The organism is Gordonia sp. NPDC003585 (assembly GCF_040610755.1).
Classification (GTDB): Bacteria; Actinomycetota; Actinomycetes; order Mycobacteriales; family Mycobacteriaceae; genus Gordonia.
Map to the genome: position 1 here is coordinate 1 of NZ_JBEXMX010000030.1, position 19,776 is coordinate 19,776.

19 protein-coding genes and 1 pseudogene are annotated in these 19,776 nt (G+C 65.4%); 9 read left to right on the forward strand and 11 right to left on the reverse strand.

What is annotated here, in order from left to right:
• Together ABZW74_RS10320 and ABZW74_RS10325 are read left to right on the forward strand one after the other, a co-directional pair.
• Positions 1-828 (forward strand): DUF5685 family protein (locus ABZW74_RS10320; protein ID WP_355276052.1); only part of this gene is annotated, 828 nt, incomplete at its 5' end.
• Positions 829-1,675: 847 nt separating this feature from the next.
• Complete coding sequence (locus ABZW74_RS10325) at positions 1,676-1,963, forward strand: hypothetical protein (protein WP_240855761.1); 288 nt, start codon at positions 1,676-1,678, stop codon at positions 1,961-1,963.
• A gap of 16 nt (positions 1,964-1,979) precedes the next feature.
• On the opposite strand, the gene ABZW74_RS10330 is transcribed toward ABZW74_RS10325, so the two are convergent.
• The 6 genes from ABZW74_RS10330 to ABZW74_RS10355 form a co-directional block, all read right to left on the reverse strand.
• Positions 1,980-2,726: a glutamine amidotransferase gene (locus ABZW74_RS10330; RefSeq protein ID WP_240856030.1), complete on the reverse strand. Its 747-nt coding sequence runs from the start codon at positions 2,724-2,726 to the stop codon at positions 1,980-1,982.
• Between the two features lie 81 nt (positions 2,727-2,807).
• Positions 2,808-3,698, reverse strand: a complete 891-nt coding sequence (locus tag ABZW74_RS10335; protein ID WP_355276054.1) for a sucrase ferredoxin — start codon at positions 3,696-3,698, stop codon at positions 2,808-2,810.
• Positions 3,698-4,960 carry a cupin domain-containing protein gene (locus tag ABZW74_RS10340; RefSeq protein ID WP_355276056.1) on the reverse strand — a complete coding sequence of 421 codons (1,263 nt, stop codon included), beginning with the start codon at positions 4,958-4,960 and terminating at the stop codon, positions 3,698-3,700. Before ABZW74_RS10340 ends, ABZW74_RS10335 begins: the two co-directional genes overlap by 1 nt.
• A gap of 25 nt (positions 4,961-4,985) precedes the next feature.
• Positions 4,986-5,252, reverse strand: a complete 267-nt coding sequence (locus ABZW74_RS10345; protein ID WP_240855766.1) for a BatC protein — start codon at positions 5,250-5,252, stop codon at positions 4,986-4,988.
• Positions 5,253-5,379: 127 nt separating this feature from the next.
• Positions 5,380-6,222, reverse strand: coding sequence for a DUF5995 family protein (locus tag ABZW74_RS10350; RefSeq protein ID WP_240855769.1), 843 nt, complete (start codon positions 6,220-6,222; stop codon positions 5,380-5,382).
• Between the two features lie 85 nt (positions 6,223-6,307).
• Entirely contained in the window at positions 6,308-7,915 is a 1,608-nt protein-coding gene (locus ABZW74_RS10355; RefSeq protein ID WP_355276058.1) for an alpha/beta fold hydrolase, read from the reverse strand.
• Between the two features lie 73 nt (positions 7,916-7,988).
• On the opposite strand from ABZW74_RS10355, the gene ABZW74_RS10360 reads away from it, so the two are divergent.
• The 4 genes from ABZW74_RS10360 to ABZW74_RS10375 all read left to right on the forward strand — a co-directional run bounded on the left by ABZW74_RS10360 (position 7,989) and on the right by ABZW74_RS10375 (position 13,594).
• Positions 7,989-9,413, forward strand: a complete 1,425-nt coding sequence (locus ABZW74_RS10360) for an FAD-binding oxidoreductase (protein ID WP_355276060.1) — start codon at positions 7,989-7,991, stop codon at positions 9,411-9,413.
• A 4-nt stretch (positions 9,414-9,417) separates the two neighbouring features.
• Complete coding sequence (locus ABZW74_RS10365) at positions 9,418-10,320, forward strand: NmrA family NAD(P)-binding protein (protein ID WP_355276062.1); 903 nt, start codon at positions 9,418-9,420, stop codon at positions 10,318-10,320.
• Between the two features lie 50 nt (positions 10,321-10,370).
• Entirely contained in the window at positions 10,371-11,003 is a 633-nt protein-coding gene (locus tag ABZW74_RS10370; protein WP_355276064.1) for a DUF2461 domain-containing protein, read from the forward strand.
• A 467-nt stretch (positions 11,004-11,470) separates the two neighbouring features.
• A complete protein-coding gene (locus ABZW74_RS10375; RefSeq protein ID WP_240855777.1) occupies positions 11,471-13,594 on the forward strand; it encodes a glucose PTS transporter subunit IIA in 2,124 nt (707 codons plus the stop codon).
• Between the two features lie 5 nt (positions 13,595-13,599).
• Here ABZW74_RS10375 and ABZW74_RS10380 read toward each other — a convergent pair whose 3' ends face one another.
• Positions 13,600-14,007 carry a YchJ family metal-binding protein gene (locus ABZW74_RS10380; protein WP_355276067.1) on the reverse strand — a complete coding sequence of 136 codons (408 nt, stop codon included), beginning with the start codon at positions 14,005-14,007 and terminating at the stop codon, positions 13,600-13,602.
• Between the two features lie 156 nt (positions 14,008-14,163).
• On the opposite strand from ABZW74_RS10380, the gene ABZW74_RS10385 reads away from it, so the two are divergent.
• The gene (locus ABZW74_RS10385) at positions 14,164-14,385 is read left to right on the forward strand and encodes a dodecin (RefSeq protein WP_355276069.1); all 222 of its coding nucleotides are present in this window, start codon (positions 14,164-14,166) and stop codon (positions 14,383-14,385) included.
• Between the two features lie 62 nt (positions 14,386-14,447).
• Positions 14,448-15,290, forward strand: a complete 843-nt coding sequence (locus ABZW74_RS10390) for an MBL fold metallo-hydrolase (RefSeq protein WP_240856033.1) — start codon at positions 14,448-14,450, stop codon at positions 15,288-15,290.
• A gap of 17 nt (positions 15,291-15,307) precedes the next feature.
• On the opposite strand, the pseudogene ABZW74_RS10395 reads toward ABZW74_RS10390, so the two are convergent.
• A pseudogene (locus ABZW74_RS10395) lies at positions 15,308-16,098 on the reverse strand (SDR family NAD(P)-dependent oxidoreductase).
• A gap of 92 nt (positions 16,099-16,190) precedes the next feature.
• A complete protein-coding gene (locus ABZW74_RS10400; protein ID WP_355276071.1) occupies positions 16,191-17,036 on the reverse strand; it encodes an alpha/beta hydrolase in 846 nt (281 codons plus the stop codon).
• A gap of 70 nt (positions 17,037-17,106) precedes the next feature.
• On the opposite strand from ABZW74_RS10400, the gene ABZW74_RS10405 reads away from it, so the two are divergent.
• A complete protein-coding gene (locus ABZW74_RS10405) occupies positions 17,107-17,712 on the forward strand; it encodes a TetR/AcrR family transcriptional regulator (RefSeq protein WP_240855785.1) in 606 nt (201 codons plus the stop codon).
• On the opposite strand, the gene ABZW74_RS10410 is transcribed toward ABZW74_RS10405, so the two are convergent.
• Together ABZW74_RS10410 and ABZW74_RS10415 are read right to left on the reverse strand one after the other, a co-directional pair.
• Entirely contained in the window at positions 17,694-18,368 is a 675-nt protein-coding gene (locus ABZW74_RS10410) for a TetR/AcrR family transcriptional regulator (protein WP_240855786.1), read from the reverse strand. The two genes, ABZW74_RS10405 and ABZW74_RS10410, sit on opposite strands and share 19 nt — an antisense overlap.
• A 250-nt stretch (positions 18,369-18,618) precedes the next feature.
• Positions 18,619-19,764, reverse strand: coding sequence for an acyl-CoA dehydrogenase family protein (locus ABZW74_RS10415; protein ID WP_355276073.1), 1,146 nt, complete (start codon positions 19,762-19,764; stop codon positions 18,619-18,621).
• Positions 19,765-19,776 lie beyond the last annotated feature (12 nt).

The window sequence follows — 19,776 nt, forward strand, 5'->3', positions numbered from 1 at the left end:
GCAAAGGCTTTCGATGTCACCGCCGAACAGGACCACGCGCTGGCACCTCGGTCTCGGGTGCGGTCGGCAGCGCTGCGCCAGGCGGGCCGGCGCCTCCGCTCGCGTGCCGGCGCAGACGAGTCGACCGCGATGCAGCTCGGCGTCGACGATATCCTCGAGACGCTGTCTCACCAGGCCGAAATCGAGTGTGATAGTTCAGAACTCGACCAGATCACCCAGGCATCCGGTCAGGCCTGCGCGCAGGTGTTCGCATCCTCCGCCGAGTTGTCGGGAACGCCCGCCAACGCCGACCATCTCGCGGCAATCGGATTCGACTTCGGCCGCATCGCGCATCTCCTCGATGCCATCGACGACTACGAATCCGATCACGAGTCAGGCAGCTTCAATCCTCTCCGGGCCACGGACACGTCACGCGAGACCGCGCTCGCGGAATGTCGCACGCTCGCCGACGCGATTCGAACCCGCTATGCGAAACTGACCGTCCACGACGACCGGTTGCTCAGGGTCCTGCTGCTCGGCGGACTTCAGCGCGCGATCGGCAGGCGCGAACCCCGATCCGAGTGTCGCGCAACCCATCACCATCGCATCCCGACCGCCGCCGACACCCAATGGCCACCGATGCGACCACCCAACTATCCCGATGACTGGCCCTACCCGCCGCCATTCAAACCGAACCGCAAGCTCCACGAACGCATCCTGCCGTTCATCGGTGTCTCGTGCTTCGGCAAGGCCTGCGTCGTCGACCATTGGAACCACTGCAGCGACAAGTGGAAAGACGCCGCGTGCGACGACTGCGACTGCTGCGATTGTTGCGACTGCTGCGATTAGCGCCTGTCGGCTGATCGACGAGGTCGGTGACCACCGCTCTGAACTGGGCAAATGCAGCAGGCCGAGGAGTCGCTCCTGACACTCTGTGTCCTGTTGGAGAATCTGTGTGCTGCAGCACACGGTTGACCCGATTCGGCACAGGGTGTGGTCCGAGGCCACCCATGGCACACCACCGCCCAGGGCGGCCTCGGCTTCGGTCTGGCCATGTCCCGCGTCGTCCTGCGAGAACTCGAGCCGAGTTGGAGAACGCGAGTGCTGCAGCACTCGCGTTCTCCAACTCGGCTCCGGTTGTCGCGGGTGCCGGCCGCGCGGAGGCTCCGGGCCGCATGGGCGGCCACGTTCTTCCTGTCTCCACGATCGCCGACGACGTCGGCGGGTGGGTCGCTGATCCGAAGAGTCTGGTGACCACCGCGCTGACCTGGTCAAATGCGTCGGTGCCGTGCCCGCAAAATCTAGGGGAAGAGTTTCTTCCCCGGGTTTCACAGTCGTCCGCGAGAAATTTCTGGAGGAGGACACCAAGGGTAGGGGAAGAAGTTCTTCCCCTACTTTTCGTGGGTGCCGCGAGCGTGTGAAGCGTTCGACGGGACGCGTCGGTCGACAATGCGCGGGCTCGACGAGGCAGGTGGCAGCGCCCTCGATGTGAGGTGTCTGCGCGCGGGCGAGATGGCGTCCCGAGGCGCGACATCGGCGTGGCGTGAGTGCAGAAACTGCGTGTCTGGTCAGAAACCCGGTGCACACCAGCGGTTTCCGACCACACCTGCGGTTTCTGGCGACAAGTGCGGTTTCTGCGGCGAGACCGCGCTCCTCCCACTGTGAAACTATGATCACGTCGAAAAGGAGGTGGTCCATGTCTGAGACACCCGTATCCGAAGTACACGGCGCCAACGGCGAATCGATTCTCTGCGATGGCCTCACGGTCGCCAAGTTCCGGCATCACGGCAAGGACGAGGCCGCCCGTAATCCGGTCTCGACCTTTCGGGAACTGAAGATCTCGGAGAACACCTCGCTGTTCGGCAAACCCCGCAAACCGCGGGAGTTCACGGTCCTGCTCGCGATGTCGTCGATCATGAGTCTCACCGTCGACGAGGCCGGCAAGGCCGCGGTCGAATCGATGGTTGCCGGATTCCGGCAGTGAACCGCCGGGACGGGATTCAGCTCGACGGGCGGCGGTAACGTTCGACGAACCGCTGCAGGATCGCGGCTGGGTGGCGGGCATCGCGTTCGCGGGCCGCGGCTTTCAGCGAGTCGGCCTCCTCCGGTGCGAAGTATCCGAACTCGCGGTAGACGTCGATCCGGGTCGACAGGCTGTCGGCGTCGAGTTCCGGATGAAACTGGGTTGCGTAGACGTTGTGCCCCACCCGAAAGGCTTGCACGGGGCACGTGGGCGAGGTCGCGAGGTGGACCGCGACGTCCGGCAATGTCGCGGCAGCTTCCTTGTGACCCCCGTAGGCGTCGAAAGTGTCTGGTACATCGGCGAACAGCGGATCACGCCGACCTTCGTCGGTCAGGCTGACCGTCACCGCCCCGACCGGTTCGCTGTACGCGCGATCGATCGTTGCCCCGATCGCCGAACCGACCGCACCGACTCCGTAGCAGCAACCCAAGAACGGGAAATCGGCCTCGACGACCCGGCCGACCAACTCCAGCAACTCCCCCTCGACACGACGCTGGGTGTCGGTCTTGGTGTCCTGCGGGTCGCTCACGTTGTACGGACCGCCGCCGAGAATGATGGCCGACCAGTCGTCCAGATCGATCGACCCAAGCGAACGTTGTGTGAGGTTGACGGCCGCGATGTCTGCCGGCGCGAGGCCACCGAGGCGTATGACCGACCGGTACTCATCGTCGGCCGCTTCGGTCTCGGCGCGGATCGACAGCAGCAGAAACGGCAGGTTGGACATCGTCATGTACGGCACACTACCTACGTCGCCACCCCGCCAGACACCAAGACCGCGGGCGGAAACCCGCGCTTTGACCCAAAGTCATCTGACCGTGAGGTCGATGTCGACCAGAACGAATTGGCGCACCCGGCCGGCGATCCCGGCCGTGCACGTCGACAACAGGGGCTCGGAGAACTGCTCACCGAGCACCACGTCGATCGGGCCGAGTTTCCCGGCGAGCCGCACCTGAATCTGATGATCGGCGTGCGTGACCGCGAGCGGCGCAAGGGAATCGATCAGATCGTCACCGGTCTCTTGCCGCACGAAATACTGTGCCGCCTGTACCGCGTGGGGCAGCGAGGTTCGGCCACGAAGCAGGGAATTGTTCAGCCGCCCTTGGGTATAGCGTCGGATCAGATCCGCGGCGTCCGCCGCTGTGTCGACGCGGCCGTAGCACAGGCCGTGCGGCAGCACGATCATCGTCGCGGCGAATCGGTCACCGCCCAGGTGCGAACACTCCCACGTCCATTCCGGGTATGCGGCGGCGATCGCCGCCGTCGCAGCCCGTCCGCGCACCGCGCAGCACCGGTCGTGTTTCCCGTGAGCGCATACGGCGATCACCGGATCGGCAGATGGTTCGCCGTCCGACCCGTCCAGGGCCAGATCCAGGTAGCCCTCGGGCCCGGCGACCTCGCCACCGAACACCGCCTCCGCACCCGGTTCGGCGTGCGCGATGAACCATCGCCAGCGCGGGGTGGCGTCACGTCGACCGGGTCGGCGGATGGCGACGATACGCATCTTGGCGGTCTCGACGCGGCGGACAATCGACCAGCCCAGGTCGGGGTCGATGGTGGTGGGTGACGTCAGGAACGCGGAGTGCCCCCACGGACCCGACAGCTCGAGCAGCACCCAGGAAACTCCCGCCGAGGCCGTCCCGTACATCGGGTCAGCACGATCGATGGACTGGTCACTGCACGGGCGGCGCTCAGCCATCAGCTGCGCTCGGAATCGCCGGATGCAAACGAGTCAGACGAGGCCGATTCCGCGGGCCGGGACACCACGACCACCGCTTCACGCAGGAGTCGACGTAGTACGACGAGGGCGTCGTGGGTGTCGAGGCCGGGTAGTTCTGGCGCGGTGTACACATGACCAGTCTGCAGTGCTCGCAGAGCTGGGGCACACAGCCCGGGGAAGGTCACCACGCGGTCAGGTAGCCGCAACTCGACTCGTTCGCCGTGTACCCGCACGGACGCGATGAGCCCGCGCCGCCATCGCACGGCAGTGTCGTCTCCGAGGGCGGAGACCTCACGCAGTGTCGCGATGGGTCGCACGGCCGCGGGGCGAGTTCGTTCGGAGAAGCGCGCGGTGACCTTTGCGCCCACCGCCTCATCGAAGAAGGTCTCGCGCTCCCGAAGAACGTCGATCAACCCGGCCACCGCCTTGGTGGCGATCGCCGTGGTCTCATCGGGGTCGGTGAGATCGACGCCCATCGGAAGCGAGCTCCGTAGTTCGGAGTTGGCTGCGAGCTTGTCCGTGACCGCTCGGACGACATCGAAGACGGTGATCGCCGCGACACCGATTGTGAGGTGAATCGACGTGTGTCCCAGCGCTTTCGCGGAGTGCACCCAACCGCGCGGCAGATAGAGGGCATCCCCGGGTTCGAGGACCGTGTCGAGGATCGGCTCGTCGCGGACGCGATCCTCGATCGCTTCGCGATGATCGGTCCACGGTTGTGAGACAAGCGGATCGGTGTGCACCGGCGCGTGCACCGTCCACCGTTTGCGGCCGTCGGCCTGCAGGACGAAGACGTCGTGCACGTCGTAATGCGGATCGAAACCTCGATTTGCCGGTGGCGTGATGTACGCGTTCGCCTGCGCCGGGTGGCCGAGGTCGTCGATGAGTCCACGCACGAAATCGATGATCGGGGGCCACAGTCGGTGCAGGCCTTGCAGCACGATCGTGGCGCCTGCCGCGAATTCGGCCAGCACCTTGGCCGAATCGACCTGGTCGGGCATCTCGGCACCGAATCCGGCCGGCCCGGCGTAACAGTCGCGCGAGATGAGATCGCCGTCCTTGGCCATCCGGATGAACGGCGTGCGCACCCCGCGTTCGGCGATCAGTTCGTCGACGTTCTCCGACGACAGCAGATCGCCGAAATCACGGGGCAGCGCCGCAGAACGAGTGAGCAGCGGACGTCGACCCCAGACCTCGCGCGCGAACACGTTCGCATCGGTGCTGATGCAGCGACTCAGCATCGTTCTCGAGTGATTACGTTGCGGTTCAGGCAGTTCCGTCGGCACCGCCATCGTGACCATCGGGGTTCGACCCGCCATCGGCCGGACCTTCGCCGGGATCGGCGCTGCCGTCGGCGCCACCGTCGTGTCCCCCGGGGTTGGAACCACCGTCGGCCACGCCCTCACCCGGTGCGGCGCTGCCATCGGCGCCACCGTCGTGACCCCCTGGGTCGGAACCACCGTCGGCCACACCTTCACCGGGTTCGCCGACGCCCGTACCACCTGTTTCGATGTCATCATCTTCGATTGCCATCGGACATCCTCTCGTCATGTCGGAGTCGCGCGGAACCGGACTCCTCTCTCCAATATGGCGAGATCCATCTGAGGTTTCGTTGGTTTGACCAGATTCGCGTCTCATTCGTCACGCGAATCCGCTCCGATCAGAGTTCGGTCATGATGTCCGACGGAGAGGACGCCACATCGTCGAGGATTCGAATGTTCGCGGCAACATCGCGGCTCTCTCGGTCGGCGATGGCCTTGATTGCCGCGTCGAGCACACCGACGATGCCCGGCGGGTCGAACACCGACGCGCACTGCCGCGACACTTGAATATCGCGGGCAAGGATCGTCGGGCGTCGCGCGAACGACGGTTCGAGGGCCAGGACCGTCGCGAATCGCCAGGCACTGTCCCGCAACGCCTTGATCGCCTGGTTGATCACGAAGATCTGATTGTCCCGGAGCACCGCGTAGATGTCGGCCAGTGCCGGCGAGATGTCGTTGATGTCGGCGACGACCCCGTTGATCTGACTCGCCAACACCGCGTTGATGACGTCGAAATCATGCTTGACCGCGCGTAGGCCGCGCCGGCCCGTCACGTCGAGCGCGGCGATCCCGAGATCGAGGACGATGTGGCTGGTGATACCAGAGAGCATGTGCTGCACCACGATTGGTTTGACATCACTCGCGTGGTCGAACGTGGTGCGCCACGACCGCGTCGGCTTGGGGCACTCGCTCGGATGGAAGTATCCGTTGAACGCGTCGAAATACCTGGCGGCGAAGGCGACGTCGAGTCGTTCCAATCGCGGACCGTCGTCGAATGCGCCGTCGTCGATGGCCTTGCCCACGGCGAGCGTGATCCGCTTGTACAGCGCGGCGAAATAGCCCAGACGGCTGGCCTCGGCACCGGCCCATTCGAGGATGCCGTCGAGTGCCGCCACCACGTCGTCGATGGTGGTGACGGTCGGGACCGGCTGCGGAACAGCTTGCGCCACATTCGGGGGCATGAAACCGATTGTCGGCTGTTCGGTGGCATTGCGACAGTGTGGACGCCGCCGAGTCGGTTGATGAACCGACTCAGCGTGGTGCGGCTCAACGTGTCTGGTCGAGAACAAACCGCTTGATGTGGCCGGTCACCGTGTCCGCGGCGGCGAACCACACCGCGTCGACGCCGTCGACGAGTTGAAGAGTCGCGTTCGGCAGGTGGTCGGCCAGGTGGCGGCTATGACCCGGATCGACGTTGGTGCAGGCTCGACGATGAATCACCAGGACACGGGACTCTATGTCGGACAGCCTGTTTCGAAGGTCCGTGGTCGTCGCGGCCAGTCGAATCGCCCGCGCGGTTCCCGGCCCCGCCCCACGACGACCGATCCTTTCCCACCATGCGCGAAATCCAGGGTCGGCCGCCAAACTCGGTGCCACCAGCGAGGCTGTGTCCACCGGCTGAGTTCGCGCCGGGTCAACCGTCTCGTCGATGAGATCTCGCGCCGTCATCGGATCGAGGCCATGTGGGTAGTCCGGACCTCGCTGATAGCGCGCGTAGCAGTTGACCAAGACGCACCCAGCGATGTCGGCCGGGTGCCGCGCCGCATACTCCAGCGCGATCAGACCGGTGTCGAAGTTGGCGACCAGGATTGGCCTCTGCAGGCCGGCCGACTCTGCGACACTTTCCACGTCGTGCACCCAGACGTCGAGGGGCGAGCGTCGGTCGAGTGGTTCGGACAAACCCACCCCACGTCGGTCGAGACAGACGAGTCGGGCCACCGAAGCGAGGTCGCGGTGCGCGGCGCGCACATGCGGCTCGTCGAGAATCCCGTCGATCGTGATCATGGCGGGATTGAGCAGCAGGACGTCGGGCCCCGCGTCCGACAGCGCGACGTAGGCCGTGGCGCCGTCGGCGGTGTACCGAGTAACTGTCGGCGGCCCTCCCCCGCGTTCGACGCTCGACTCGGCGGGCGGCTCCAGCCCACCCAGAACCCGCGCGTGCGCAGCGACCAATGCGGGTCCTGGGTCGAGTCCGACGTCGAGCAGCGCAGCGCGTGCACGGGACACCGCCGCCAGCGCCTCGGCTTGCCGGTTCGAACGGCTCAGGGCGACAACGTAGTCCACCCACGACGACTCATCGACCGGATCGGCAGCCGTGATCGCTGCCAACTCTCCGAGCGCACGGTCGGGGTGATCGCCGCGAGCCAGGGACGCCAGATGCTCGCGCACCAGTTGTGTACGCTCACGTTGCCAACCGACCAGCAGTGCCTGTCCGCCACGAGTCGCGGGCAACTCCGGATCACCTCGCCAGCGCGCTCGTGCATCCGCGAGAATCGTTGCAGCCGAGTCAGATTCGGTGGGCACCAGGTGTCGGGCCCGCTCCCGGAGGTCGCGAACCTCGCTGAGGTCGGTGGCGACGTCCAGGCGATAGGCATTCCCGACGGTCACGATCCCGTCGGGCAGGCCGGCATCGCCCAATGCTCGTCGGATGCGCGAGATGTGGGCGCGTACGGATTTCGCCACCGACGGCGGTGGATCATCCCAGAGCACATTGGCAATCTCGGCAAGTGAGAGCGTGGCGGGCCGGTGAAGTGCCAACAATGTCAGCACCTCACGCGCCTTGCGTTCGAGCACCAACCGGCACTCTCCTGCCGCACTCGCAGTCACCTCGGCATCGACGATGCGAAGGCCACCCAGCACGCCGATCACGGTCACATCACCAGTGTCACCCGGTCACCGCATCCAGACCACATCCATTTCGGGCGAATGCGCTGATCTCCTATTGGACATGAGCACGTACTACACAACCAATCGCTCGACGAGGCTGGTTTCCCGATTGAGCGCACGCGTCGATTGTCCCGTCATCACGCCCACCGACACGGACTACGATTCCGCGCGTCTGGGATGGAATCGCACCGTCACGGCGTCGCCCGACGTTGTGGCAATGCCGTACGGCCGCACAGACATTCAGGCGGTGGTGCGAACGGCGCGTGAGCTCGATGTCCCGCTGCACGTCCAGGCCACCGGGCACGGCACGCTGACATCGAGCACTTCTGGACTACTCGTCAACCTGTCGTCGATGAACGACGTGCACGTCGACACCGAACGCATGCTCGCGACCGTCGGGCCAGGGGCAACCTGGAACGACGTCAACCGCGCTTCTGCCGCACATGGACTCGGATCGCTCTCCGGTCGTTGTGGAACGGTCGGAGTCACCGGCTACACCCTCGGCGGCGGGTCGGGCTGGCTGTCACGCATCTACGGATACGCGGCCGACTCCGTTATGGAAGCCGAGATCGTCACCGCCACAGGAGATATGGTCACCGTCGACCGGTACCGGCACGACGATCTCCATTGGGCGATCCGGGGTGGCGGCGGCAACTTCGGCATCGTCAGTTCACTCACGTTCCGGCTGTTCCCCGCTCAGCGTGTCTTCTCCGGGATGTCGTTCTTCCCTGCTGAGCGTGCTGCCGACATCTTCCGCGCCTATCGTGACTGGTCGCTCGACGAGCCTGACGGGATGAACACCGCGGTGCTCCTGATGCGCCTGCCACCTGCGCCGACGATTCCCGACGCGGTGCGGGGACGCCAGGTGGTCGCGCTGCGGGCCTTCGCACTGTGCGACGAACGGGAGGGTCGTCGTCAGCTCCACGCGGTCCTGCAAGCGGCCGGGCCGGCGCTGCACGACGGATTCGCCGAGCGCGGGTTCGCCAATGCGAGCACCGCCACCAACGGACCGGACGCCCCACCCATGCCACACCGTCAGCTGATCCACCTGTTCGACAGCCTCGACGACGACGTGATTGCGCGCGTCATCGACGACGAAGGCCGGGCACCGGACTCACCGTATGCGTTCATCGAGCTGCGACATTGGGGTGGCGCGATGTCCGAGCCGGCGTCGGACGCCGGGCCTGCCGGGCACCGGGACACCCCGTTCTCGATCCTCGCGGTGGCGCCGTACTTGACACCGGACCGGCAAGGCGTCGACTCTGCGGTCGATCGTCTCGATCAGATATGCCGTGCGCGCGCCACCGGCGGTTCCTTCTTGACGCTGCTGACCCGGCCAGAGCTCACCGCAACGGCCTTCACCGACAGGCACTTCCGCAAGCTTCGAGACATCAAGTCACGGTGGGACCCCGACGACATCTTCCGGCCCTCCCACCACGTCCCAGCACTGCCCGAATCCACCGGGCACACATCAATCAAGGAGTGAGCACATGTCCACAATTCTCGTCACCGGAGCCACCGGCAACGTCGGTTCCCGCGTGGTCGCCGACCTCGTCGCGGCCGGGGTCCGACCGCGCGTCTTGATCCGGGATACCGCCCGGCCGGTCAACCCATGGCTTGACGACGACTGTGTCGAGGTGGCGTTCGGCGACTTCGACGACGTCAGCAGTGTCGACGCCGCGATGAGCGGAACCGATCGGGTCTTCCTCACCTCCGCCGACGGACCGGACAAGGTCGCACACGAGAGCGCCGTCATAGCCGCGGCGCAACGCACAGGCGTCGAGCGGATCGTCAAACTCTCGGCGATGCACGCTCGCATCGGGTCGCCATTGCCCGCCTTCGACTGGCACGGGCGGATCGAACTCGAACTCGCCGACAGCGGGGTGCCGCACGTCCTCCTGCGTCCGGCGTTCTTTCTGGACAACCTGCTGATGGTTGCCCCGGGCGTGGCGGCGACCGGACACCTCGCTGCACCGACCGCAGGCGCACGGGCGGCAATGATCGACGTCCGCGACGTTGCCGCGTCTGCTGCGGGCGCGTTGATGTCGAACCGTGACTTGCGCGCCGGCTACTCGCTCACCGGACCGGAATCGGTGACCTTCGCCGAGGTCGCCGATGCCCTCGGTATCGCCACCGGACGGTCCGTCGTCTTCGACGACCTCACACCAGAGGAAGCCGCGCCCCGATTTGCGGGCGCCGGCCTGCCACCCTGGCTCGCTGCTCAGCTCAGCGGCGCGTTCGGCGTCATTCGCGACGGCGGGTTCGACGCGGTCTCCGATGGGGTTTCAGAGCTGACCGGGCGCCCGGCGCACGACATTTCTTCGTGGGTGCACATGCACGCCCCAGCGTTCGCCGAACCTGCCACGGCTGCCACGGCCGCGCGTCAAACCTGAGATCGTCAGCCGCTTGACGTGCCTTTGGGTACCGGACGTAGCGTGGTGCCATGACCTTTGCGGGATTTCCCGAGGCGGCGCTCGACTTCTACGACGATCTCGAGATCGACAACAGTAAGGTCTTCTGGGAAGCGCACAAGGAGATCTACACGAACGCAGTCGCCGCGCCGATGGCGGCTCTCACCGATGAACTGGCCGGGGAATTCGGTCCGGCCAAGATCTTTCGGCCCTACCGAGATGTCCGGTTCGCCAAGGACAAGACGCCCTACAAGACGCACCAGGGTGCGTTTGTCGCAGTGGGCCCGGCCACCGGGTATTACGTCCAGATCGGCGCACCCGGAGTGCGCGTCGGGGCGGGGTATTACGAAGCACTGGCCGAACGGTTGGCCGCGCTGCGCAAAGCCATCGACCACGATCGCCACGGACCGCAACTCGAGCGCATTCTCAAGAAGCTCAACACATCCGGCTGGGAAATCGGCGGCAATCGGCTCAAGACGGCACCGCGCGGATGGGATTCCGACCATCCCCGGATCGATCTGCTTCGACACAAATCACTCACGGTCGGCAAGGACTACGGTTTCGACGAGGTCATCCACGGCCGCGCGCTCGTCGGCAAAATTCGTGCCGACTGGCGGGCGACAACACCTCTCGTCGAGTGGATCGCCCGGCACGGAACGAACTGACTTCCGTCGGTGCCCAGCGCCGTCGTCAAACCAACCCTGTCGTCAAGCAGCTGGCTGAGAACACCAAGGGACCAAATACTCCTGCGCGGTCGGCTCGGCGATCGTATCGTCACACGCATGGAAAGCATGTGGATGATGCCCGCCGTTGCTCTGTTGTCCAGCGTGATCATCGGGATCGGTTTCTTCATCGGAATCCCGGGCAAGAAGGACCGCGACTGACACCCGCTTCGGCGCCCACTCCCTCACCACCGCAATTGCGACAGCGGCGGCGTTGGGAGCTGCCGCAATTGCGGCGCATCACGATTCGAACGCCGTCTTTCTCAACCTGACACCACGCGCGGACACGTCGTAATAGCATCGAGAAAGGTGCACGGGCACCGTGGAACTGCGGTGCCCGTGAGTGCACGAAAAGGTGCATCGCACCCGTGTTTCGGCACTCATAGGTTTCAGGCACTCAAAGGAGAGTCATGGCCACGAACTCCGCAGCCGATATCGTCGATAGTGTTGGCGGTCCCGGCAATATCGAAAGCCTCACCCACTGCGCAACTCGATTGCGTTTCCAACTGCGCGACTCGTCGCATGTGGATCAAGAAGTCGTCGAATCGGTTCCAGGCGTGCTCGGTGCCGTACCGCAACAGGGCAACCGTTATCAGGTGGTCATCGGCGGCGCTGTCGAGTCGGTCTACAACGACATCATGGCGCTGCCCGAGATGAAGGCCCGCGACTCCGCGGCCGCCATCAAGGCCGCCGAGCGCTCCAAGGGTCCGCGCGGGAAGTCCGCCTGGCTCGACTCACTGTTCGAGTACCTGTCCGATTCCTTCCGACCGATCCTCGGCGCTCTGCTCGGCGCATCGCTGTTCATCACGTTCATGTCCCTGATGAGCACGCTCGACGTGATCCCGAACTGGTCGAATCCCGATGAGGCATCGCAACTCTCACCGTCTTGGCAGTTCGTCAACCTGTGCTGGCAATGCGTTTTCGTGTTCCTGCCCCTGATGATCGCCTACAACGCGTCGAAAAAGGTGGGCGCCGACCCGTGGGTCGGTTTCTCGGTGATGGCGGTGCTGATGCTCCCGCAGTTCGCCAACCTCGAGCAGTACACGCACAAGGTGACCGTCGCGGGACAAGAAATCCAGATCGTCGACGTCTTCGGGATCCCGCTGACCTTCTTCGACTACAGTTCGCAGGTGTTCCCGCCGTTGATCATGGCGGCAGTTCTCGGCTACCTGACCCGCTTCTTGAAGAAACTGATTCCCGACAATGTCCAGCTGATCTTTGTTCCGTTCCTCGCGATGCTGGTCATGATCCCGTTGACGGCATTCCTGATCGGGCCGTTCGGCGTCTACGTCGGTGCCGGTCTGGCGGACATCTTGAAGTCGATCAACGATTTCTCGCCGTTCATCTTCGCGATCGTGGTGCCACTCGCCTACCCGTTCATGGTTCCGCTGGGTCTGCACTGGCCGATCAACGCGATCATGCTGCTCAACATCCAGCAGCTCGGCTACGACTACATCCAGGGCCCGATGGGTGCATGGAACTTCGCCTGCTTCGGCGCGACGGCAGGCGTGCTCGTGCTCGCCTGGCGCCAACGTGACCGGCAGATGAAACAGACCGCGACGGGCGCGCTGGCCGCCGGTTTGCTGGGTGGCATCTCGGAACCGTCGTTGTACGGCATCCACCTGCGATTCAAACGGATCTACCCGCGATTACTGGTGGGCTGCTTCGTCGGTGGACTCATCATCGGCATCGGCGGCGGTGTCACGACCAACGCGTTCGTGTTCACCTCGCTGCTGACCATCCCGGCCTTCGACAGCGTGGTTCTCTATGGGATCGCCGTTGCCGCGGCGTTCTTCACCGCCATGGTTCTGGTGATGATCTCTGGTTTCCGCACACCCGAACAACAGGCCGAGTTCGAGGCCATCCGCGACGCGGAAGAGCAGGAACGAGCCGAAGCCAAGGGGACCTCTCCGGTCTCAGGACCGGACGGTGGAGGCGGTGGCGGCGCCGGGCTGGCGGCGGGAGCTGCGGCCGGGGCGGCAGCGACCACAGCGGTGATCGACAGGCCCGACAGCGCCACAGCGACGCTGTCCAAAGCAGACGCCGACACCAAGGTTGCCGGACCGGTGACCGAGATCGGCGCCCCACTCGAGGGTGAAGCGGTACCCATCAGCGACGTCCCCGATCCCGTCTTCGCCAAGGGCACGATGGGGAGTGGTGCGGCGATCAAGCCTTCCGGCGACACGGTGTACGCGCCCGCCGACGGCATGGTGGTGGCCGCACAGCCGACGGGTCACGCCTTCGGTCTCGTCCTCGACGGCGGAATCGAGTTGCTGATCCACGTGGGCATCGACACCGTGCAGATGAAAGGCGACGGCTTCGACGTGAAGGTCAAGGCCGGCCAGAAGGTCACCGCCGGAACACCTCTGGTGACGTTCGACAAGGCCAAGATCGCGGCCGCCGGGTACTCCGACATCACACCCGTCGTCATCATGAACACCAAGAAATTCCCGTCGGTCACCCAGATCGGCACCGGCCAGGTGTCGGTGGGCGATCCACTCATCGCCGTCGAAAAGCCGGCGCCGAAGGAGTAACCGGGTCAGCCGACCTTTCCGTCGACGTAGTACCAGCGCCCGGACACCCGCGTGAACCGACTGAGTTCGTGCAGGGTGCCCGGGCCGTCTGGCGTCCGGTAGTAGGCAGTGAATCCCACTTCGCCCGCCGAATCGAAAGGGGTTCCGGCACTCACCGATTCGACGTCCAGTCGGTACCACCGCAGGTCGTCGGCGAGGTCGAGTTCCCTGGGCCGGGTGTCGGGGTGCCAGGTGTCGAGCAGGTAGTCGCGATCACCGCGGGCGAAAGCGGTGAAACGCGAACGCATCATCGCCTGGGCGGTCGGTGCCGGCCGCACCCGGCTCAACAGTGGTCCACAGCATTCTCCGAAAACCAGTCCAGAGCAGCACGGACACCTCAGCGAGTTCGGGTCGGGCCGATCGGTGGCGGTCATCTCGTGATGATAGGTCCGGCCGACCCCCGACCTCGCACTGCCGACATCGCGCAGCCGATTCGACGGCCATCATCGGGCCGACCTGGTAGACAAAATTCAGGAGTATCAACACCGAACCGGATCGGGGCCGGCCGAGGAAAGGAAGGTGGAATACCCATGGGAGACCACGTCTACAAGGTCGTGGAGATCGTCGGCTCATCGACGTCGAGCACCGACGATGCCATCCGCAGCGCCATCTCACGCGCTGCCGAGACACTCGACCACCTCGACTGGTTCGAGGTGACCGAAACACGTGGCCACATCGCGGACGGACAGGTCGCACATTTCCAGGTGACCCTCAAAGTCGGCTTCAAGCTCGGGACCGCCGACGAGTCGTGAGCCCGCCAACCCGACCGTCCACCGGGTACGTCGAACATCGCTACGGCGGTGTCTCGGTCCTGATGGCCGACAACGGCGGAGCCGTCCCCTACGGCAACTCGGTCGTCGTGCATGGTTCGTCGGGGACGCTGGTGATAGATCCGTCGCTGGCACTGGACCGCGACCCGGTGGGCGCCGACGCGGTGCTGATCAGCCACGCACATGAGGACCACATCGCCGGGGTGCGCCATTTTGCGGCACCCACGTACACGCACGGACTCGACGCCGCTGCCGTCGCATCGCTCGAGGTGATGGTGGATCAGTACGGTCTCGACACGCAGGCCCGCGCTGAGATCGAGCAGTACATGGCCGACAGGTTCGAACTGGCACCCACCCGGCGGGTCGAGGGCATCGACGGCGGACACGTCTTCGACCTCGGTGACCGCACCGCGAGGGTGATCCACCTACCAGGGCACACCCCTGGTCACAGCGGAGTACTGGTGGAGCCCGACGGGTTCTTCTATGTGGCCGACATCGACCTCACATCGTTCGGGCCCATGTACGGCGACATCGGCAGCAGCGTCGACGACTTTTTGGCCTCCATCGCGGTCGCCGACGCGGTGGACGCCCGTTGGTTCGGGACCTTCCACCAGAAGGGTGTGATCGACGGCCGCGCCGAGTTCCGGACGCGGCTCGCCGCATATCGGGACAAGCTCCTCAGTCGCGAAGAGCGTTTGCTCGAGTTCCTGGACGAACCACGCACGATGGATGACATCGTCGGCCACCGACTTGTCTACCGCCCACACGTGCAGGCGCCCTACGTGCAGGCCGTCGAGACACGGACGGCGCAATTGCACCTGGAACGGCTGATCGGTGCCGGCGCGGTCGCCGAAGCCGAGCCCGGCGTGTTCCGGCGGGTGGCGTGACCCTGATCCGTCGGCGGTCAGATCCCGGCGGCCGCGACAAGCCGGTCGGCCAGCCGCGGTGACACGGCGGAGACCGCACGCAGCAAGCCGGCGTACGCGGGATACAGCTCGACCGGGCGAGTCGCGATGGCCCGCTCCACCCAGCGTGCGGCCTGGTCGGGAGTCAAGGTCGGCAGCGCGTCATAGTCGGCGGTCGGTGCGATCATCGGGGTTCTGACCAACGGAAAACCCAAGCTGGACACCGAGATCCCCGACTCGCGTTCTTCAGCACCGAGACTGCGCCCAACGCCGACAGCGCCGCCTTGGAAGAGTGATAGGCCGAGAACTTGGGCATCACCCCGCTGTGGTTCCCCACGTGCTGATGTTGATGATGTGGCCGGCTCCCCGTGCCCGCATCGCAGGCAACAGACCCAACGTCAGACGCACGGGGCCGAAGTAGTTGAGGGCCATCGTTCGCTCATAGTCGTGCACACGATCGGTGGCATCCCGGGCCCGTCGCCGTATCGATCGCCCTGCGTTGTTGATCAGGACGTCGGGTGAGCCGAACCGTTCGCCGATGGCGGCGACCAGGGCATCGATCTCGTCCGGTTTGGTCAGATCACAGGAGAACCACGATGCGGTACCACCATCGGCATTGATCGCGTCGCCACGTCGCAGTCAGTTTGTCGGGGTCACGCGCGACGAGCAGCAGCGTTGCGCCACGTGCGGCGAGTCGATGCGCGATCGCCTCGCCGATCCCGGAGGAAGCTCCCGTCAACACAATGGTGGTGCGGTTGAGTCGCGGTTCGCCACGAAATCCGGACAACATCGATCTCGGCGACGGGAGTGGGTTCAGAGCGAGGTCTTCGAACACCACCCCACGGTACGGGTCGACACCGCGTGTGCTCGGCGTCGGCCTCCTCAGGACGACGACGTCGGAATGGCGCTGAGGAACCTGCTCATCTCTTCCGCGACGATCTCCGGCTGATCGAGCATCGAGAGGACGGCGGCGTCGGGCACCTCGCGATACTGCGCCCCGGGGATGAGGCCGGCGAGACGGCGGCCGTGGTCGAGCGGCATCACCTTGTTGGCCGACCAGAGCACGAGGGCACGTCCACCGAAGCCCGCGAGTGCTTCCGTTTGGCGTACGAGGTCGGCGGCGTCGAACCTGGTGCGGAGGTAGGAACGCACATCGCGGCGGATCAGCTTGTCCCGCAGCACCGGGTCGGTCCATCGGCGCATCAGTGCGTCAGGTAGCGGGCTCGACGCCATCTGTCCGTACAGGACGGGCAGCCGACGCAGCCAGCTCACCCGCAGCGGTCGGATCCCGATCACCAGGCCACCCGGGATGCGCCCGGCGAGCGCGACCAGTCGACCGGGCAGCCCTGGCGGGAAGTTCTCGAATGCCTCGCACGGCAAGATGACCAGCTGGGCCACCCGGTCGTCTCGCCCCATCGCCGTCAGGAACAGACCACCTCCCCAGTCGGTGTGCACCAGGGTGACGTCGTCGAGGTCGAGTGCCTCCAGAAAGTCGGCGACGAGTCCGGCCATGCCGGTCATCGAGAGATCCGCGTCCGCATGCATGGGGAGTCGGTGAGAGCCGAACGGCAGAAGCGGTCGGATGTACCGAAACCCGCTCGGCAGCAACGGCATCACCCGATCCCACAACGACTGGTCCATCAGAAGTCCGTGGAGGAGGACGACCGGCGGCCCGTCCCCGTCGACGAGATACTCCACCTGCCCACTCGGAACGTCGACCACCGGCATGCCCAGACCCTTTCAGCGGCGTTTCCCGACTAGAACGTCCATTCTAGAGTGTTCGTTCTAGGATGGGAAGATGAAGACCGAGGATCGCATCGTCGTGGCCATGGCGGAGATCATGCGCCGCCAGGGTTACAGCGGGACGGGGATGAAACAACTCGCCGAGGCGGCGGACGCGCCGATCGGCTCCATCTACCACCACTTCGCGAACGGGAAGCGCGACGTCGCCGCCGAGGCGATGCGTCGATCGGGGGCCGCCTACGGCGAACTCGTCATATCCCTCCTGGCTCCGCAGGGTGACATCGCCGAGGCGCTGATCGCGGCGTTCACACTCGCCGCCGAGACGATCGCCGAGAGCGATTGGATGAACATGTGCCCGGTGGGCACGGTGGCCGCCGAGATCGCCGACACCGAGCCCGAACTGCGTGGTGTCGCAGCGGGTGTCATGACCGGTTGGGTCGAGAGCGGCGCCGAACTGCTGCGGTCCCGAGGCCTCGGCGACTCCGATGCGCGCGCTTTGGCCGACGCCATCGTGTCGGGACTCGAAGGCGCGTTCATCGCCGCGCGCGTCCGCCGATCCACCGAACCGCTGCTGGCGACCGGCCGGGCCCTGGCCGCCTTCGCAAAGACTTTGCCGGTCAACGAGTCTCGACCGTCGGCCGATCACAGCTCGGCGAGGTAGGCATCCACCTTGTCGGCCTTCACGAGAGCCGGTAGGACAAAGCGCAACTGTGCGGAGATGTACTGGTCGAGGTCGAACCCGGGCGCGAAATGCCAGTGCTTGAGTGCCCATCCGTGGGCAAGCATCATCAGGTCGAAGACCACGAGGTCGACGTCGACGTCGTTCATCACTCCACTGCCGATGCCCGCGGTGATCGCGGCCCGCATGGGTGCCGACGTCTCGACCTCGAGTTCCTTGATGCGTTCGCGGCCCTCGGCGTCCAGAGTCCTACTCTCGCGGTACGTGAGGACGACGGCGTCGCGATTCTCGTCGACGATGGTCACGTATTGGCGAAAGCCGGCTATCAGTTGTTCCACCGGGTCGTCGCCCACGCGGTCCATGGCCGGCTGTAGTTGATCCCGGAACGTCTCCAAGATGTCGACGATCGCGGCCAGCAGGATGTCCTCTTTGCTGCCGAAGTACTTGTAGAACAGGCCGACGCTGACCTGCGCCTCCTCGGCGAGTGCCTGCATCGACATCTGATGAAACCCGGTGCGCCCCATGACGACGACGGCCGCGTCGAGCAGCTGCCGTCGGCGAGAGGACACGCGGACCGCGCGCACCGCATCCTCGACGGCCAGGTCTGCCGACGATCGTGCGGCCGTTGTCTTGGCCATCTGCCCTCCTCGGTTGCGGGATGAATCGACGTTCATTCACTATGACATGGTCAGCTCACCAGCGCCTTCGAGGCTCTCGGCTGGCGCCTCGAGCACCTCAGGCAGCGGGTGGAACCTCCAGTTTTCGACGCTCAGGCAGCGGGTGGGCGACCCGAGCACCTCAGGCAGCGGGTGGAACCTCCAGTTTTCGACGCTCAGGCAGCGGGTGGGCGACCCGAGCACCTCAGCAGCGGGGGCGGGTTTCCGGAGATCAGATCCCGAGATCCTTGGCGACGATGGTCTTCATGATCTCGGTGGTCCCGCCGTAGATCGTCTGGATGCGGGCGTCGATGAAGGCGCGCGACACCGGATACTCCCGCATGTACCCGTAGCCGCCGTGCAATTGCAGGCAGCGATCCGCGGTGCGGACCTGCAGCTCGGTTGCCCACCACTTCAACTTCGCCGCCCGCGCCGCGGTCAGCTTGCCGTCGACATGCTCGGCGATGCAGTCGTCGAGAAAGGTTCGTGCGATGTCGAGTTCGGTGGCGATCTCGGCGAGCACGAACTGGGTGTTCTGGAACGACGAGATCGGCGATCCGAAGGCCGTCCGCTCACGCACGTAATCCAGCGTTCGCGCGAACGTGCCCTCCGCGGCGGCAACCGCACCGATCGACAGCGACAGCCGTTCCTGTGGAAGGTTGCGGACGAGCTGGTAGAAGCCCTCGCCCTCGGCGCCGACCCGGTTGGCGACGGGCACCCGCATGTCACTGAACGCCAATTCGCTGGTGTCCTGCGCGTGCAGGCCGATCTTGTCGAGTTTGCGGCCACGCTCGAACCCCGGGGTGTCGGCCTCGACGACGAGCAGGGTGAGGCCCTTGTGCTTGTCGGTCCCGGTGCGGGTGGCCACCACGAACAGGTCGCCGTTGCGCCCATTAGAGATGAAGGTCTTGGACCCATTGACGACATAGTGGTCGCCGTCGAGAACGGCGGTGGTGCGGATACCCGTCAAGTCGCTGCCTGCACCGGGTTCGGTCATCGCGATGCCGAGGACGGTCTCGCCACTGACCACACCGGGAAGCCAGCGCGCCTTCTGCTCGTCGTTGGTCAGCTCGACCAGGTACGGCAGTACGACGTCGTTCTGCAGCGAGAAGGCGATCGCCTCGGCCGCGGCACCGGTTCGCGCAGTCTCCTCGATCACGATTGCGTGGTACCGGAAGTCGTCGACGCCGGGGCCGCCGAACTCCTCGGGTACGGGGAATCCGAGGAGCCCGTTCTTACCTGCCTCGGTGAAGAGAGTTCGGTCCCACTGGCCGACCTTTTCCCAGTCTTCGTGTGCGGGCGTGATCTGGTCGTCGACGAACTTCGCGACGGTCTCCCGGAAGTGCTTGTGCTCGATGTCGTGTGTGAGGGTGCTCATCAGTCGTCCTTA